This window comes from Paraburkholderia sp. CI2, from assembly GCF_014201055.1.
GTDB classification, from domain to species: Bacteria; Pseudomonadota; Gammaproteobacteria; order Burkholderiales; family Burkholderiaceae; genus Paraburkholderia; species Paraburkholderia tuberum.
Genome location: NZ_JACHDL010000001.1, coordinates 296,591 through 312,550 on the forward strand (window position 1 = coordinate 296,591; position 15,960 = coordinate 312,550).

Below are 15,960 nucleotides of genomic sequence, written 5' to 3' on the forward strand. Positions count from 1 at the left end.
CCCGGCAGAAAGCGACGCTCGTGCTTCATGGGCGTTTCCTGCCGGCCCAGAAAGCGGTTGCTGGCCGCGCTTTCGTCTAAACGTCTAGATGTTTAGGGAAAGATCCACCCGGCCGATTCCGCGAGCACGACCGTGATGGCTTCATCACGGTCCGCGCTCTACCATGCACGACTGCGAATTCATTTCACCCGACCGGAATGACAAGACCATGACAGCGACCGACAACAAACACCGAGCGTTTCAATCGAGCGCGGAGTAGACGTTGTAATGGAGCGGCAGATCGAACAGATTCTTGATTGACGAGGTGGTCACGGGCATCGCAAGTGGACGCCATTCGTCGTCGATGAGCATCGAGGGCAGTCGCAATGCTGAAGCCGGCTGCCTCAAAGCGCATTCCAGTCGCAAGGCGCTCCACTGCGGCATTGGTAATGCGATATTTCAGAAAGCGCGGATCGAGGACCTCCACCGACGGATCGGGATAGCTTTCGCTCTGTCGCCACCTTGGAATCTCTACGATCTCCCATCTTCCACTTACGATTTGCGGGGCGGGCAAGTCAGTCGTTCTTCCGGATATACGCTGCGAACGCCTGCTCGTAGTCCGGATGCCAACGCGATAGCGCCGGGCGATTCTCTACAATGTCTCCCGCAGCCCAAAGGATGCGTCGCTCGTCGAGGGAGCGAGGCACATCGTTGTCGGGGCACAGAATGTAGAAATCGCCGGCACCCAGTCGCTCGATCATGAAATCGACAGTCTGCTCGGGCGTCCAGGCAGCCGCCGGTTTCTCGGTACGACCTTGAGCGGCAAGCTCCGTAAACACAAAGCCAGGAATCAGCAAATGCGCACTGATCCGGCAGCCCGGCGTATTGCGCAACTCGTGCTGCAGTGCTTCGGTAAACGCCTTCAGGCCGGCCTTGGAGACGTTATAAGCCGGGTCGCCGGGCGGCGTCGTGATGCCCTGCTTCGAACCGGTGTTAATGACGAGGCCCGGGCGTCCGCGCGCGATCATCGCGGGCACGAAGGTCTGAGTGCCACGAATGACACCCCACAGGTTGACGTCGAGCACCCGATCCCAGTTAGCGGCCGCTCCGAACATGGCGCTACCCGGTTGAATCCCCGCATTGTTCATGAGGATATCCGTGCCGCCGAAGCGATCCCGAACGGCTGCTTCGAGGCGGACCAGGTCTTCGAGGCGGCTGACGTCCGTCTCGACGGCCAGTACATCCTTCGCGCCTTCAGCAGCCACGCTGGCAATCGCCTGCTTCGCGTGCGCCAGGCGGTCCTCACCCAGATCCGCAATGCACACGCGAAGCCCGAGCTGCGCGAACCGCTTCGCCGAGGCGAGTCCAATGCCGGCAGCGCCGCCTGTCACGACGGCGACGGCTCCGGGGGTGAAAGTAAAGTGTGTCATCAATAGTCCTTTCTGATACGTCATAAAACGTCAGCCCGCCACCTCACAAGCAGACCGCCAAACGGCAGGTACGTCGATAGGTCGCGCGGCCGGGAAATTCACCAGTCACTTCAGTCCATTGGGCAAAACGGCACTGGCGACAGAAACACCGATTCCTGATGGAGGAGATACGGCAGGATGCGCGGCGTGAAAGCTTGCCAGCGTGGATCGACTGCGAGTTTCGCGCGCTGCGCGGCCCGATGCCCGTAGCCCTCGTAGCCCCAGCAAAACACGATCGAGTTCAACGTGCCTGAGTCCTTCGTCCAGCAACCCTTGAGGCGGGCGTACTGACTGATGATGCCGAGCCCTTCGCGCTCGTAGATGTCCAGGAACTCGCCTGTCTTTCCCGCCGTAATCTGATATGTACGCATTTCTACCAACATGATTCCCTCTGTTTCGATCGGTACTCTCTCGCAGCACACCGCCGTCAGACCGCGTGGCTTTCGACATGCGCCTTCAGCACGCTGAAGAACTCATCGAGATTCTTGCTCGCGGCGGACTGAATCAGGCGCGAGCCCACGCTCATCAGCTTCCCGCCAATCCCGACGTCAGCGTCGTACACCAGCACGGTCGTATTGCCTTGCGCTCCAAGTTGCAGGCGCGCAGTGACTTTGGCGAAGCCCAGCGCACCTGCACTGCCCATACCGGCAATCGTATAGGCCCTGGGCGGATCAAGATCCGACAATTCGACGTTGCTTTTGAAGGTCGCCGCCATCGGACCGACGCGAATCTGCACGGTCGATTCGAAATGCAGGTCGTGAAGCCTCTTCAGCGCTTTGCAGCCAGGCAGGCATGCTTCGAGTACTACGGGATCGTTCAATGCACGCCATGCGGCTTCAGGGGGCACGGGCAGGATGGTTTGATCTGTCAGCTTCATCGCCGCCGCTCAGCGCTCGTAGAGTTTGAACAGCGCCTGCGTGCCGTTGCGCGCGCAGCCCCGCTCGGCCAACTCCTGGTACATTACGCGCACCAGTTCCAGACCCGGCAATTCACGTCCCATGCTCCGCGCTTCCTCGTGCGCAATCCGCATGTCCTTGATGAAATGCTCGATGAAGAAACCGGGCGCAAAATCGCCCTTGGCAATGCGCGGCCCCAGGTTGTTCAGCTGGAATCCACCCGCCGCACCTCCGCCAATCGCGCTCAATACGGTGTCGGCATCCAGCCCGGCGCTGTGCGCATAGGCGAGCCCTTCGCACACGCCCATCATCGTCGACGCAATGACGATCTGATTGCACAGCTTCGTGTGCTGACCCGCACCCGGGCCGCCTTGCAGGACGATGTTGGTGCCGAGGCAGCGCAACATCGGTTCCACGCGTGCGAGCACAGCGCTTGCGCCGCCGACCATGATCGACAGGCGCCCTTCGCGCGCACCGATGTCGCCGCCCGATACCGGCGCATCCAGCATGTGCACCCCGCGCTCAGCGGCGTGCGCGGCCAACCCTTCGGCCAGTTTTGGACTCGACGTCGTCATGTCGACCAGCACCGCATCGCGCCGCGCATGCGCGATCAGACCGTCGTCGCCCAGATATAGTGCGCGGACGTCCGCGGGGGTGCCGACAATCGTGAACACGACGTCCGATACTTCGGCGAGCGCCCGCGGGGTCGCTTGCCATGTCGCGCCGGCCTCGATGAGCGGCTCAGCCTTCGCACGCGTACGGTTATAGACATGCAGCGGATAGCCGGCGGCGGCGAGCCGCGAGGCCATCGAGAAACCCATGATGCCAAGGCCGATAAAGCCAATCGCGGGTTTGCCTGTAGATTGATTCATGATGGTTGGTCCGTTCAGAGTTTGTCGCGCAGCAAGTCGCGCAATAGCATGGGAGTCAGTGAATGACGGTCGGCAACGACGCCAAATGACGCAAGCGCATCATTGACCGCGTTGGTCAATGCGCCGATCGCTCCCATCACCCCGCCTTCGGCCATCCCCTTGATGCCGGCCGCCGTCGACTTGCCAGGCGTATGCAGCGGGATGATCTCGAAGTTGGGCAATTCAGTTGAAGTAGCGATCAGGTAGTCGGCGAGTGAGCCGGTCACGTTCTGTCCTGAGTCGTCGTAACGCATCTGCTCGAACAGCACGCCCGACAGTCCCATCGCCACGGCGCCATGCTGCTGCCCTTCCACCACGGTGGGATTGAGCAGCGTGCCGCAGTCTTCGGCGACGACGTAACGCGCGATACGGATTGCGCCGGTCAAGACGTCCACCTCGATCTCGCATCCATGAGCCGCATTCGAATAGGTCATGGCCGGAGGGTCGTAAGTCAGGTGAAATTCAAGGCCCGGCGTCAAACCTTGCGCCTGGCGTGCTCGCAATGAGCGGTAATTGCGCCGCGGGGTCCGCATGCGCGAGACTGCCGCCGAGCGTCCCGCGCTGTCGGATCGCGTAATGTCCGATCGTCGCCGCCGCTTCAGCCAGTAGCGGGCAATCAGCGCGCACTGTGTTGCTGGTGGCCAACTCGTGATGGCGCGTCATTGCGCCGACCGCTAGCGTATCGGGTTCAAGCGTGACGCCCTTGAGTTGAGGCAGCGCATTCAGATCGACCAGGTGCGCCGGTTGCGCGAAGCGCATATTCATCATCGGCGCGAGGCTTTGTCCTCCGGCGATCAGCTTGGCGTCAAAACCGTGAAGAGCAAGAAGCGACAGCGCGTCGTCGAGCGTGCTCGGCCGGTGATACGAAAATGCGGTGGGTTTCATATGCCTTGCGCCCGCGGACTCAGGCCGCAATTCCGGGCGAAGACCGGCAACCCGCGACAGCCCCCGCCCGCCGATAACCGAGGCAATCGACGTCGGCCATTCCCGATTCGCTTGACGCTGCTCATGATTCGCTCCAGCCGCATGCGCGGCGCTGTTCACCCCGTGGGGACAGCTACTGCTTCAGCCATCGCATTGGCAACGAGGATATCGCCGATAAATTAAATCGTCAATTGACGACTAAATTTCCATGAACAGGCTCGACGTCGATCCAGCATGCAAGCTGGTGTATTTGCTTATTTGTAAGGGAAATCGCGATGTGGCGTTTTTTTTTCGGCCGTTTGATCGGCGCCATCCCTGCCTTCATGCCCCTCCCTTGTGAACGGGTTTTTCAAATACATCTTCACATGACGACTTATGATTTGATAGAGTACATCGTCCGCAAGCATGAACCGGTGTCGCCATGCTCCCGGTCTAGCCATGCACTATCTCAGTGCCATCGCGAAGCGAGCTTCATCTGTGACTGCCGGCATCGGCAAACACCCGCGCCAAGGCGTTTGCGAGTCTGCCACTCAACCCGTATCGGTTCTCCGCTCATGTCTTTGTCAAGCCGTCAATCGGTCGTCATCGCATTGATCGTTGCCAGTGCCTATTTCATGGAGAACCTCGACGCTACGGTGATTGCGACGGCGCTGCCCCACATGGCCGCTACGTTCGGCGTCACGCCCGTGAGGTTGAGTATCGGCATGACCGCCTATCTGCTCGCGCTCGCGGTTTTCATCCCGATCAGCGGCTGGGTGGCGGATCGCTTTGGGCAACGCTCTGTGTTCGGTAGCGCCATCGTCGTGTTCACGGGCGCCTCGATACTTTGCGGACTCAGCAACGGTCTCGTCGAATTCACAGTCGCGCGGATCCTGCAGGGACTCGGCGGTGCAATGATGGTGCCGGTAGGCCGGCTCGCGGTGCTGCGCAGCACTGAGAAGCGTCATCTGATGCGCTCGATCGCCTACATTACCTGGCCCGGGTTGGCCGCACCGGTGCTGGGTCCAGCGCTGGGCGGCTTTATATCGACCTATTTCAGCTGGCGGTGGATCTTTTTGCTGAACGTACCGATCGGTCTGCTGGGTCTGGTGCTGACCGCCACGTTCATTCCGAACTACCGCGAATCCAGCCGCCGGCCGTTCGATGTGCCCGGATTCGTGCTTAGCGGAGTCGCACTAACCTGCCTCATGTATGGCATGGAACTCGTTGGGCAACCATATGGCGACTGGCACATCACGGTCGCAGCCCTGACGGGTGGCATGGTCGCCGCGGCCTTCGCGGTACGGCATTTCCGGCGTGCCGAACATCCGCTGATCGATCTTGCGCCGTGGCGAATCCCGACCTTTCGCTTGACCCTCGAAGGAGGTTCGTTGTATGTCGTCTCGGTCAGCGTTTCGCCCTTCCTGTTGCCGCTGTTCTTCCAACTCGGTTTCGGGCTGAACGCGTTCGCCGCCGGTTTGCTCGTGCTCGCTTACGCGGCCGGCAATCTGGCCATGAAGACCGTCACCACGCCCATTCTCAAGCGCTTTGGTTTTCGCAAGGTAATGATCGTGAATGGCCTGCTCACTGCCGCCACCATCGCCCTGTGCGCCCTACTCTCGCCGGACACGCCACGCACGCTGATCATGCTGGTGCTGCTGATCGGCGGGCTATGCCGATCGATGCACTTCACCAGCATCAACACGCTCGCATTCGCGGACGTGCCGTCGGCGCGGATGAGTTCGGCGAGCACGTTTTTCAGCATGGTCCAGCAGATGACCATCGGTCTAGGCATCGCATTCGGTGCGATCGCGCTGCATGCTGCAGTCCTGATACATGGCGGCCACGCGCAGCTTTCGCTCGCTGACTTCCGGGTCGCATTTCTGCTTGTCGCGGTGTTGGTACTGATCTCCATGCTCTACTTTATCGGCATCGAACCCGATGCCGGCTGCGAGGTTAGCGGCCATACGCAAGCCGCATCGCAGTAGTGCGGAAATTGTATCGAGCGCATTGACGGCTACCGGTCCAAATTAAACAGAGAGAGTCCGTTCAGAATGACCCGGGTAGCGGAGATCTCGCAGCAGGCCAGGTACAAGTCCGTGCAGACGCCGCTCAGCGGAACGACGCAGCAAATGGCGATCCACAAGACGCTCGACTTCCGTCAGGCTGGCGAGTTCTACCGGACGCTACCTGAAGCCAACAAGGCGGATCGGGTCACGGCATTGTCGGGCGATCTGGGCCGTGTAACAAACGACGCGAACAAGTACACGATGCTGTCGTACTTCTACAAGGCTGATCCCGATTACGGTACCCGCCTCGCGCGCGCCACACATGCGGATCTCTCACGCGTGCAGGATATGGCGTCGCACCTTGGCAATAACTGAAGCCAGTAGGCCCCGTGTTGCCTGAATACGATTTCCGACGGAGAATGTCATGCGAGGTTTCTCTACTGCGCGGCGAGTAGTTCGAAACGCACCCGTGGCAGCGATAGCCGCACTCCTGACCGCGAGTTGTGCGGAGCACGTTTGTCGGCCAGCAACGTATTCCGGCACGGTCGACGCGCGGGGATACACCGATGATTGGTTCGCCGCGGCGCGCGAAGGGCGCACCGATATCGTTCAATTGCTGATCGACGCACACTATCCGATCGAAACCGCAACGCCTGACGGATATACGGCGCTCATTCTTAGCGCGTATGACAATCACCCGGACACGCTAAAGGCGCTTCTTTCCGCACACGCCAACGCATGCGCCGCCGACAAGCACGGCAATACCGCGTTGATGGGTGCGCTTTTCAAGGGCGAAACGAACATTGCGCAAATATTGCTCGGGACGCGCTGCCCTATCGATCAAACCAACAACGCAGGGGAAACGGCGCTATCGTTTGCTGCGCTGTTCGGCCGGCTCGATATGCTTGCGATGCTGGTGGCGCACGGAGCGAACGTCAATCATGTCCACGCACGCGGAGGCACCGCGCTGCAAATGGCCATTTCGCAACACAATACCGCCGCAACCGATGCGTTGCGCCGCTACGCCCGTTTCAGCAGCGACGTATCCACCGGCAACGCACGAATGCGCTGGCCGGTCGCATTGAAGATCGCGTTGCAGATGGCCGCTGAAGTCGGCGGCACGCCCGGCTCGCCAACACCGCCCGGCGGCGCATCGCTCGGCACGATATACACGTGTGTCTCGGGAACGGAATCGATACGGGCAACTTGGTAGTCCGTGAAGTTCGATTGCTCCGACGCGCCGTTCCGGAAAGTGAGTTCACTGTATAACGTGTTGCCGAGCGCCATCACCACCGCACCCTCGAACTGCGCAATAACCCGATCGGGATTGACGATGCGCCCGCAGTCGACGGCCAGATCGACGCGTGTCACACGCACCGAACCGTCGTCGGCCACCTGCACATGCGCGACCGCCGCCACGTAACTCAGAAAGCTGCGATGTACCGCAATCCCGCGCCCGTGCCGCGCCGGCAATACGGTCGACCACCCGGAGCGCACGGCGGCCGCGCGAACCACGGCCGCATAGCGGGCGGTGTCGATCGGATACTCGTCGATCGACGCGCCGTAGTTTGGGTAATCGACCCCTAGTGCATGCAGATCGACATGCCGCGGCGTGCCGAGCAGCGTGAGCAGGTGCTGCACCGGATCGTGCCGCGCGGCCGCGGCAAGTTCATCGACGAACGACCCTAATGCGAAGCCGTGGGGAATGTTGTACACCGATCGATACCAGCCGATGCGCGTGTGTGCAGAGGCGGCGCCGTTCTCACACCGCACGTTGGCGATGTCGTAAGGCATGTCGGTCACGCCCTGCCCCAGTTCACCCGCCGCCCCGTAACGGACATCAGCCTTGAATGTCGAACTGATCGACGGAAACACCGTGCGGTGCAACCACGCGACCGTCTTGCCTTGCGCATCGAGCCCGCCTTCCATGTGCTGGGCGCACACCGCATGGAAATAGTCGTTGTGCACATCGTCTTCGCGAGTCCACGTGAGCTTCACGGGAGCGCCAACCTCGCGTGACAGGAACGCCGCCTCGGCCACATAGTCAGGCTTGGACTTGCGGCCGAAGCCGCCGCCCAATAACGTGACATTGATCGTCACGGCCGGCTCCTGCAAGCCGAGCACCTGTGCCACGGTCGTGCGAGCCTGCTGTGGATTCTGCGTCGCGGTCCATACTTCAACCGCACCGTTCGCGTAGGACGCGGTCGCGGCGAGCGGCTCCATCGCCGCGTGCGCCAGGTGCGGCACATAGTAGTCCGCCGAGACATGGTGGGCGGCGCTCTTTAGCGCAGCCGCTGTGTCGCCGTTGTTGCGAACGATTTTGCCCGGCTGCCGCGCGGTGTCCTCGAGCGCCTTGCGATAAGCCTGACTGTCATAGGATGCATTCGGCCCAAGGTCCCAGTCGAGCCTCAATTTCCGCCGCCCTTGCATCGCAGACCAGGTGCTGGTTGCCACCACCGCGATGCCGCCCAGCGGCTGGAAACCGGCGGGCAACGGCGCAGCGGGAATGCGGACCACATGCAGCACGCCGGGCACTTTCATCGTTTCGGTCGAATCGACGCTCTTGAGCGTCGCGCCATAGACCACCGAACGTTCGATCGACGCGTACGTCATTCGGGGCAACACGACATCGATGCCGTACGTCGCCCGGCCGTGGACGATGTCGTCGAGATCGACGATCGGCAGCGACTTGCCGATATAGCGCCAGGTACCCTCGTCTTTCAGATGCAGCGTGTCACGGCCCGGCACCGGCTGACGCGCCGCCGCCGTTGCGAGCGCGCCGTAGGCCACGCGCCGCCCGCTCGCCGCATGCACGACATGACCCGGCTCAGTGTGGCAGGTCGCCGGCGCCACGCGCCATTGCACGGCGGCGGCCGCCACGAGCATCTGCCGGGCCGTGCCACCTGCTTCGCGCAATGGCTGGAAGAACTGGCGGATGCTGCGCGAGCCATCGGTATTCTGGTCGCCATACTTCGCATCGCCTTGCGCCTGCACGACCTTGACGGTGTTCCAGTCGGCATCGAGTTCGTCCGCAAGAATCATCGCGAGACTGGTGCGGATACCGGTCCCCATCTCCGAACGATGCACGACCAGAATGATCTCGCCGGACGGCGCGACCGAGACGTACACGTTCGGTGCGAAAGCCGCTTTAGCGCCATTCGCGGATGACAGCACGCTCGCCGCGAGTGCGGTACCCGCGCCGCCGATCTGCAAGCCCAGCACAACCCCACCTGCCAAAGTCCCTTTCAACACCCCGCGCCGGCTCAGATTGACGATTTCGCCCATCACGCCTCCGACGCTGCCGCCTTGATGGCGGCCTTGATGCGTTGATAGGTGCCACAGCGGCAAACATTGCCGGACATCGCTTCGACGATCTGCTCGTCACTCGGCTTCGGCGTCTGCTTGAGCAACGACGCGGCCTGCATGATCTGTCCAGGCTGGCAGTAACCGCACTGCGGCACATTGGCGGCTTTCCACGCGCGCTGCACGGGGTGATCGCCGCCTTTGCCGAGTCCCTCGATGGTCGTGACGGGCTTGCCCTGAACATCCGCCAGTGCGGTCACACACGAACGCACAGCGACACCGTCCAGATGGACCGTGCATGCGCCGCACGCGCCGACCCCGCAACCGAACTTGGTACCGTGCAGCCCGAGCAGATCACGGACTGCCCACAGCAGCGGCATATTCGCGTCCGCATCGACGTTGTGATGAACGCCGTTCACAATGAGTTCCATCAACTGATTCCTCGTAGTCGACGCGAACGGCACGAAGTCGTCATGCGCCGTATCGCTTTACCCGCCCAAGCCTATCAGGCTCTCGCCTGATAGGCGTTGCACCATCCCGCGCCGCTCACCTGTTTCGCACCAAACAGCGCGCAAAGCGCGCTCGTGTCGGCTGGCTTGCCCTGATAGAACTGGCAATTCGAGCAGCGCTGGGTGGCGCTGAAGCGCGGATATTTCGCGTGATCGACGCGCGATGCGTCGGTCCGGTAGCCGAGCGCCTGCGCGGCCGGATCGCTTTCCTGAAGCTGCGTGGGCGCGGCCCACGCCGTGCCGCCGGTCATTGCCAGCGCCGCGGCGCCAACGGTATGCACAATGAAAGTTCGTCGATGGGTTCGCATGTTCAATACACTCCTTTCACGACACCAGAACACGTTGCGGCGGCGCCATAAACTCCGGGCCTACCGGGTCCTTGACGAATTGCGAGACGATCGCGTCGATTTGCGCGAAGGCCTTGTCGTCGAGTCGCCAGCCGAACGCGGCTTCGAGTCCGTCCAGTTGCGACGGACGGCGCGCACCCCACAGCGCGATCGTCGGGCCGCGGTCCAGCACCCAGCGCACTGCAAGCGCAAGCACCGACTTGTCGAAGTTATCGCGCGCGAAGACGTCCAGTGCTTTCACAGCGTCGACATACTGCTGACGACGCGGCGCACGGAACTTCGGGTCATGTTGACGCAGATCGTCACCCTCGAAACGCGTCTCGGCGCCGATGCGCCCTGCCAGCAATCCGCGGCACAGTGCGCCATAGGCGAGTGCAACCAGCCCATGCTGTTTCACATAAGGCAGCACATCGCGGTCGATGTCGCGTTCAAACAGGTTATAAGGCGGCTGCGTGGTGGACAGCGGCGCCACGCGGCGGAACGCGTCCATTTGCGCCGCAGAGAAATTGCTGACGCCGAGAGCGCGAACCTTGCCTTCCTTGCGTAGGTCGTTCAGCACCGCGGCCGTCTCTTCGATTGGCACGAGCGGATCGGGCCAGTGAACCTGGTATAGATCGATGTAATCTGTCCGCAAGCGCCGAAGTGTATCCTCTACTTCGTGACGAATGCGCTCCGGCGAAGCATTGCGAAATACCTTGCCGTCCTGCCATTCGAGAGCGACTTTAGTCGCGATGACTGCCTTGTGGCGATATCCATCGGCCAGTGCTTTGCCGACGATTTCCTCCGACGCGCCGAAGCCGTACGCCGGCGCCGTGTCGATAAGGTTCACGCCGCTGTCGAGCGCCCGGCGGATCACCGCAATCGAGTCCTTCTCATCAGTGCCGCCCCACATCCATCCGCCGATCGCCCACGTGCCCAGGCCGATACGCGATACAGGCGTCGATAAACCCTCAACTTCAATTGTTTCAATAGTCATGCGATGCTCTCTGGTTAAAGCGCCGCATCCATGTCGAATGCGGTCCGAGAAAATGCGACGTGCCCAAAGGACGGGCAGGCGAGTCGATTATTTCAGCCGGATCCGGCGATCACAAGAAGGCACCTGAAGGTTCCATACTTTCCCCATGGAAACAAATTGCTACGACGGCCCTCACGCCGCCGAGAACCCACAGAAGAAAACCGATGACCTCGCGCGCAACGTCATCGAGCAGATCGCCGACAAGTGGACGATCCTCGTGATCGACGCGCTGGGCACCCATGGCGAGATGCGTTTCTCGCGGCTACGCGACGAGGTGGGGGGCGTCAGTCAGAAGATGCTCACGAAGACCTTGCGGCAACTCGAGCGCGACGGTCTCGTCACGCGCTATGTGCATCCCGTGATACCGCCTCGTGTCGACTATCAGTTGACGCCGCTAGGACGCAGTCTGCTCGACAAGATCTGTGGGATCTGGGACTGGGTGGAAGCGCATATGGCGGAAATGGAATCGGCGCGACGGCAGTTCGATCTCGGCGAAAGGCGTACCGATCGCGCGCCTTCGAACCGGGACGCGGAGTCCGGCTCAGAAACGCGCCTGGAATAGCCGAACGCGCACTGTCAGGTTGGCCGCGAGCCTGGTAAGACGTTGCGACATCAGGGACGCCCGGAACGCGGCAAACGTGGAACGCATTCGCCTGGAAGCGCGGCGCGTTGGCAGCGCGCTTGCCATGGGTGGTCGGGTCGCCGGTGTCTTCCTGAACCGTCTCCATAGACGCGAGGCCGGCCACGATCGATAGATCGCGCGTGAGTCCTCACGTCACCGCACGTTCCCATCAACACCAGATAACAGAACGGTAATCTAGCCGACCGCAGCCCATAAGGGCCGCACCATCACACTCCTGACTCGCGAAGCCCGCGTCACGCGCTCTGACAGCGCAGGAACGCCGTGCCTTCATGGCCTCATTTCAGGAACCCGTCATGTGGATCGTCCAGCTCGCGCTGCGCCGCCCTTATACCTTCGTGGTCCTCGCCGTACTGATCCTTATCGTCGGCCCGCTTGCGATACTGCGCACGCCGACCGATATCTTCCCGAACATCGATATCCCGGTGGTCAGCATCGTCTGGACGTACAACGGCTTTTCCGCCCAGGACATGGCCAATCGCATCACGTCGAATTACGAGCGCGCGCTGAGCTCGGACGTCGACGACATCGAGCATATCGAGTCGCAATCGCTGAACGGCGTCTCGGTGGTGAAGATCTTTTTCCATCCGGGCGCGGACATCGATCGCGCGATCGCCGAGGCAGCGTCGAACTCCGCATCGATCCTACGCGTGCTGCCGCCCGGCACGCTGCCGCCGAACATCGTTACCTATAACGCCTCGACGGTGCCGATCCTGCAACTCGGCCTCTCCAGCGACACGCTCTCCGCAGCGACACGCTCTCCGAACAGCAACTCTACGACCTCGGCAACAGCGCGATCCGCACTCAGTTGGCGACGGTACAAGGCGCGTCGGTGCCGCTGCCGTTCGGCGGCAAGGTCCGGCAGATCATGGTCGATATCGACCCGCGCGCATTGCAAGCCAAAGGCCTCGCACCGCTCGACGTGGTCAACGCCGTCAACGCGCAGAACCTGATCCTGCCGGGCGGCACCGCGAAGATCGGCACGAAGGAATACAACGTGCAGATGAACGGCAGCACGGACACCATAGCCGCGCTCAACGATCTGCCCACCTATGGGCGTACAACAAAGTTCGGGGGAAAAATTGATCGAACGGCCGCTATCACCGTCGAAGTCGCAAGCACGAGGCAGGGTCAAAGTTTGCACCAGCAACCGCGATTTCTGAGACTGCATCGATTGCAGATCCGCAAAGTCTGCGGGATCGCCTACCAACAAGGCTTGTGAAGCGACAACAAAAAAGTGCCGCATTCGAATCATGCTGCGCCGCATTAAATAGGGACGGTCCAGTTCGAGCTGACCGCTTAACCTTGTCGTGTCTGGATCGCACTACAGTCGTAATCTGCATTGAAATCACGGGGATGCCGCGACGGTTCACCATTAGGCGAGTTGGTGTATGGGCCGCGTTCTTCTAACAGCAACGTCAACATCGCGTCGTCGTCGACGAAGCTTGAGTAACCCGCGCCGAGGGCCGTTGGCGGCTGTGCCTGGAAGCGCTCGAAATGCGGCTTCAGATACGTGAGCCAACGCGCGTCACGCGCCAAGTCTGCGGGTGGTCGAACATGGCAAAAGACATTCACGTTGAATGGACGTTCAGTGAGCAAACGTGTTTCGCGGATGAGGGCGCGAGCGTTCTCCGCAGTCATGCCGCCAAGACCGACGGAGCCCAGCGCACCTGCATCGGACACGGCCGCAGCCAGCGCCGGGGTGGCCCAACCGGCCATCGGCGCCTGGATGATCGGTACAGCAATTCCGAGTTTCGCAAGCAGGTTACTTGAGTTTTCAGTGGTGCCCATCGCACGCTCCTTCGCCTGGTCATGACTAGTGCGTGGTTTTGCGCGCTCGCCACGTCGACTATATTGTGCATCGCTGCGACGCTGACCGCATTTCCCCCGCTGGGGGGTGCTAAACGAAGGGTACTATCGACCCCAAGCGGTCATCCAGATTTCTACAAAGCAGCCCGTCAAGTCTGCGATCCGAGGATCGCCTTCGGCGGATAGCTCGCTAGCACGACAGAAGTGGTCACGGGCCCGAATCTGGCAAGCGCGTCGATTGCGGTTTCGAGCTGGGCCATCTCTTCAACCACAATCCGAACGATGAAGCAGTCTTCACCAGTGATCCGGTGCGCCTCGACGATCTCAGGCATTGCTTCGAAGGCGCTCAGGCAATGCTTAATCTCAGCATGGGTGGTGCGGATTCGCACGATCGCCGCGATGCCCCGACCGACGAGGCCGGGATTTATCCGCGCCGCGTAGCCCTCGATGACTCCCCGCTCCTCGAGCCTTCTGATGCGGGCGGTGACAGCCGGCTGAGAAAGCCCGATCTGCTTCCCAAGTTCCGTGTTGGTGACACGTGCATTGCGCTGAAGCACCTCCAAGATCCGCCAGTCGAGCCTGTCCAACGTTACCGGCTTAGTTTTCATTTGTAAGCACCCTCAAGCTCAGTCAATTCGTTTGTGTATGACCATCAATCCATTTGATTTGCGATGTTGCCTGAATTCGCGAGCTTTTACACTGGATGCTCATTCACTCATGGAGATCTGGCAGATGGACTACCCCGTTCTTGTTGTTCCTGGCATCGGCAACTCCAGTCCATTGCACTGGCAGAGCGTATGGCAAGCCGCGCATCCGGATTGGCAACGCCTCGCACTCGAGGATTGGGATTACGTCGTGTGCGATGAGTGGGTAGCGGCGATAGAACGGCAGCTAGCGGCAAACGGGAGGGAGACTGTCATAGTGGCGCACAGCCTCGGATGTCTGGCCGTGGTCCATTGGGCTGCCAGGTACGCGCGGAAGATTCGTGGCGCGCTGCTTGTGGCCGTGCCGGACCCGGTATCACCGGCATTTCCCCGGGTAGCCGCGGGCGGATTCGCGCCCCTGCCATCGGAGCAGTTGCCGTTTCCGACGACCGTCGTATCCAGCACCAACGATCCATACGGCAGCGTGGACCACGCACGCGCCTGCGCAGCTGCGTGGGGCAGCGAACTCGTCGAAGTTAGAGCGAAGGGACATCTCAACGCCGACAGCAACCTTGGCAATTGGCCCGAAGGGTTTCGATTGCTGGAGAAGATGAACAACGGTTGATCCGGTGTTCAACCGCCGGCGTGCCTATTCCAGCGTGCGAGGTCGGATCGCTCACGGGTCGCAGCCGCCGACGGTGGAATAGTTCTTCACTGAGCGGCAATGGAAACACCCATCCAGTTTCGGGATGGCGCCGCTGATTGACGACGGCACGCCAGAAAATGGCTTATTTAGTTTTGGACGTTTTTACCGTAGTCTTCCCAGTACCGAAGCGGATCGCGATATTGTGGATAGTGTAAGTTGAGCCACGCCGACAGTCTGGCCCAGTCGGGATGGTTGGTACCGGTTTGGGCAGACCATATTGACGATCTTTCAAGAACCAGACCGTTCAAGCGATCACGGACAACCAGGCTGCCCAGTCCGCTTGAACTGTTCGTCTGTGATTCAACCAGATACCGCGGCAGAATCCTGAGCTCCGCGTCCTCCGCCCACCCGTATACCGCGCGAACTACGCCGGTGGAATCTCGCAACTCCGTGGGTCCACTTCCCTGCCGAACGGCTGTCCAACCCTCAGGAAACTCAGCGACAACCTCGTTTTTTCCTTCCCTTACCCACTTCGCGTGCCATGCTTTCGCCATCGCCTCGCGTACGTGAGACACCGACTCGTAGCCAGTAGGCAGCTCGATCGCCATCGGAAGAGTAATGAGGTTGTCCTTCCAGAGTTTGGTTTCGTTGTCGACGCGCTCGACCGCGTCGAACGCCCCGGCTTCGAATGGGTTCTCGGGCCGGCCGCTTACTTTCACGTTCCCGCTGGGCAGGCCTTCGAAAAGGCGCTCAGCATCGTGGCGGGTGAGTTTTGTCTTTCCTTTCTTCATGGTCTCACTACAGCAAGGTTGTCTCACTAACATGGAGGCTCTGACGTCCAAAGTCGGGCGCCACGTCCTCTCGCGTGCGCGAACATGCG

Annotated in this window: 16 protein-coding genes and 3 pseudogenes; 6 read left to right on the forward strand and 13 right to left on the reverse strand. The window is 61.1% G+C overall.

The genetic code is table 11. The features are described 5' to 3' along the window. Nucleotides 1–554: 554 nt before the first annotated feature. The 6 genes from HDG32_RS01330 to HDG32_RS01355 all read right to left on the reverse strand — a co-directional run bounded on the left by HDG32_RS01330 (nt 555) and on the right by HDG32_RS01355 (nt 4,140). Nucleotides 555–1,409: an SDR family NAD(P)-dependent oxidoreductase gene (locus HDG32_RS01330; RefSeq protein WP_184062621.1), complete on the reverse strand. Its 855-nt coding sequence runs from the start codon at nt 1,407–1,409 to the stop codon at nt 555–557. Between the two features lie 110 nt (nt 1,410–1,519). Next, nucleotides 1,520–1,831, reverse strand: coding sequence for an NIPSNAP family protein (locus tag HDG32_RS01335; protein WP_184062622.1), 312 nt, complete (start codon nt 1,829–1,831; stop codon nt 1,520–1,522). 44 nt (nt 1,832–1,875) lie between these two features. Beyond that, nucleotides 1,876–2,325, reverse strand: a complete 450-nt coding sequence (locus tag HDG32_RS01340; RefSeq protein ID WP_184062623.1) for a CoxG family protein — start codon at nt 2,323–2,325, stop codon at nt 1,876–1,878. A gap of 9 nt (nt 2,326–2,334) precedes the next feature. Beyond that, nucleotides 2,335–3,216, reverse strand: coding sequence for an NAD(P)-dependent oxidoreductase (locus HDG32_RS01345; RefSeq protein WP_184062624.1), 882 nt, complete (start codon nt 3,214–3,216; stop codon nt 2,335–2,337). A 14-nt stretch (nt 3,217–3,230) separates the two neighbouring features. Further along, entirely contained in the window at nt 3,231–3,689 is a 459-nt protein-coding gene (locus HDG32_RS01350; protein WP_260335484.1) for a molybdopterin cofactor-binding domain-containing protein, read from the reverse strand. A 28-nt stretch (nt 3,690–3,717) separates the two neighbouring features. Further along, complete coding sequence (locus tag HDG32_RS01355; RefSeq protein WP_260335485.1) at nt 3,718–4,140, reverse strand: xanthine dehydrogenase family protein subunit M; 423 nt, start codon at nt 4,138–4,140, stop codon at nt 3,718–3,720. A gap of 593 nt (nt 4,141–4,733) precedes the next feature. Here HDG32_RS01355 and HDG32_RS01360 point away from each other — a divergent pair. The 3 genes and pseudogenes from HDG32_RS01360 to HDG32_RS01370 all read left to right on the forward strand — a co-directional run. Further along, a complete protein-coding gene (locus HDG32_RS01360) occupies nt 4,734–6,146 on the forward strand; it encodes a DHA2 family efflux MFS transporter permease subunit (RefSeq protein ID WP_184063361.1) in 1,413 nt (470 codons plus the stop codon). An 81-nt stretch (nt 6,147–6,227) separates the two neighbouring features. Then, nucleotides 6,228–6,542, forward strand: a pseudogene (locus tag HDG32_RS01365) (catalase-related domain-containing protein); the annotation flags it as partial. Nucleotides 6,543–6,591: 49 nt separating this feature from the next. Next, nucleotides 6,592–7,188, forward strand: a pseudogene (locus tag HDG32_RS01370) (ankyrin repeat domain-containing protein); the annotation flags it as partial. Here HDG32_RS01370 and HDG32_RS01375 read toward each other — a convergent pair. From HDG32_RS01375 to HDG32_RS01390, 4 genes are all read right to left on the reverse strand, one after another. Beyond that, the gene (locus tag HDG32_RS01375) at nt 7,188–9,452 is read right to left on the reverse strand and encodes a xanthine dehydrogenase family protein molybdopterin-binding subunit (RefSeq protein ID WP_184062625.1); all 2,265 of its coding nucleotides are present in this window, start codon (nt 9,450–9,452) and stop codon (nt 7,188–7,190) included. The pseudogene HDG32_RS01370 and the gene HDG32_RS01375 overlap by 1 nt on opposite strands. Further along, complete coding sequence (locus HDG32_RS01380) at nt 9,452–9,904, reverse strand: (2Fe-2S)-binding protein (protein WP_026226223.1); 453 nt, start codon at nt 9,902–9,904, stop codon at nt 9,452–9,454. Before HDG32_RS01380 ends, HDG32_RS01375 begins: the two co-directional genes overlap by 1 nt. A gap of 71 nt (nt 9,905–9,975) precedes the next feature. Further along, nucleotides 9,976–10,287: a high-potential iron-sulfur protein gene (locus tag HDG32_RS01385; protein WP_184062627.1), complete on the reverse strand. Its 312-nt coding sequence runs from the start codon at nt 10,285–10,287 to the stop codon at nt 9,976–9,978. A 16-nt stretch (nt 10,288–10,303) separates the two neighbouring features. Next, nucleotides 10,304–11,302, reverse strand: a complete 999-nt coding sequence (locus tag HDG32_RS01390) for an aldo/keto reductase (protein WP_018422833.1) — start codon at nt 11,300–11,302, stop codon at nt 10,304–10,306. A gap of 145 nt (nt 11,303–11,447) precedes the next feature. Between HDG32_RS01390 and HDG32_RS01395 the strand changes: the two genes are divergently transcribed. Both HDG32_RS01395 and HDG32_RS01400 read left to right on the forward strand, forming a co-directional pair. After that, nucleotides 11,448–11,903: a helix-turn-helix domain-containing protein gene (locus HDG32_RS01395; protein ID WP_184062629.1), complete on the forward strand. Its 456-nt coding sequence runs from the start codon at nt 11,448–11,450 to the stop codon at nt 11,901–11,903. Nucleotides 11,904–12,277: 374 nt separating this feature from the next. Next, nucleotides 12,278–13,029: pseudogene (locus HDG32_RS01400) on the forward strand (efflux RND transporter permease subunit); the annotation flags it as partial. Between the two features lie 251 nt (nt 13,030–13,280). Here HDG32_RS01400 and HDG32_RS01405 read toward each other — a convergent pair. Together HDG32_RS01405 and HDG32_RS01410 are read right to left on the reverse strand one after the other, a co-directional pair. Beyond that, on the reverse strand, nt 13,281–13,772 hold the full coding sequence (locus HDG32_RS01405; RefSeq protein WP_311539119.1) for a nitronate monooxygenase: 492 nt from the start codon (nt 13,770–13,772) through the stop codon (nt 13,281–13,283). 167 nt (nt 13,773–13,939) lie between these two features. Then, on the reverse strand, nt 13,940–14,398 hold the full coding sequence (locus HDG32_RS01410; protein ID WP_184062631.1) for an Lrp/AsnC family transcriptional regulator: 459 nt from the start codon (nt 14,396–14,398) through the stop codon (nt 13,940–13,942). A 124-nt stretch (nt 14,399–14,522) separates the two neighbouring features. On the opposite strand from HDG32_RS01410, the gene HDG32_RS01415 reads away from it, so the two are divergent. Next, nucleotides 14,523–15,059 (forward strand): alpha/beta hydrolase, encoded by a 537-nt coding sequence (locus HDG32_RS01415; RefSeq protein WP_184062633.1) that lies wholly within the window; start codon nt 14,523–14,525, stop codon nt 15,057–15,059. Between the two features lie 167 nt (nt 15,060–15,226). Here HDG32_RS01415 and HDG32_RS01420 read toward each other — a convergent pair whose 3' ends face one another. Then, nucleotides 15,227–15,871 (reverse strand): hypothetical protein, encoded by a 645-nt coding sequence (locus HDG32_RS01420; protein WP_184062635.1) that lies wholly within the window; start codon nt 15,869–15,871, stop codon nt 15,227–15,229. Between the last annotated feature and the right edge of the window lie 89 nt (nt 15,872–15,960).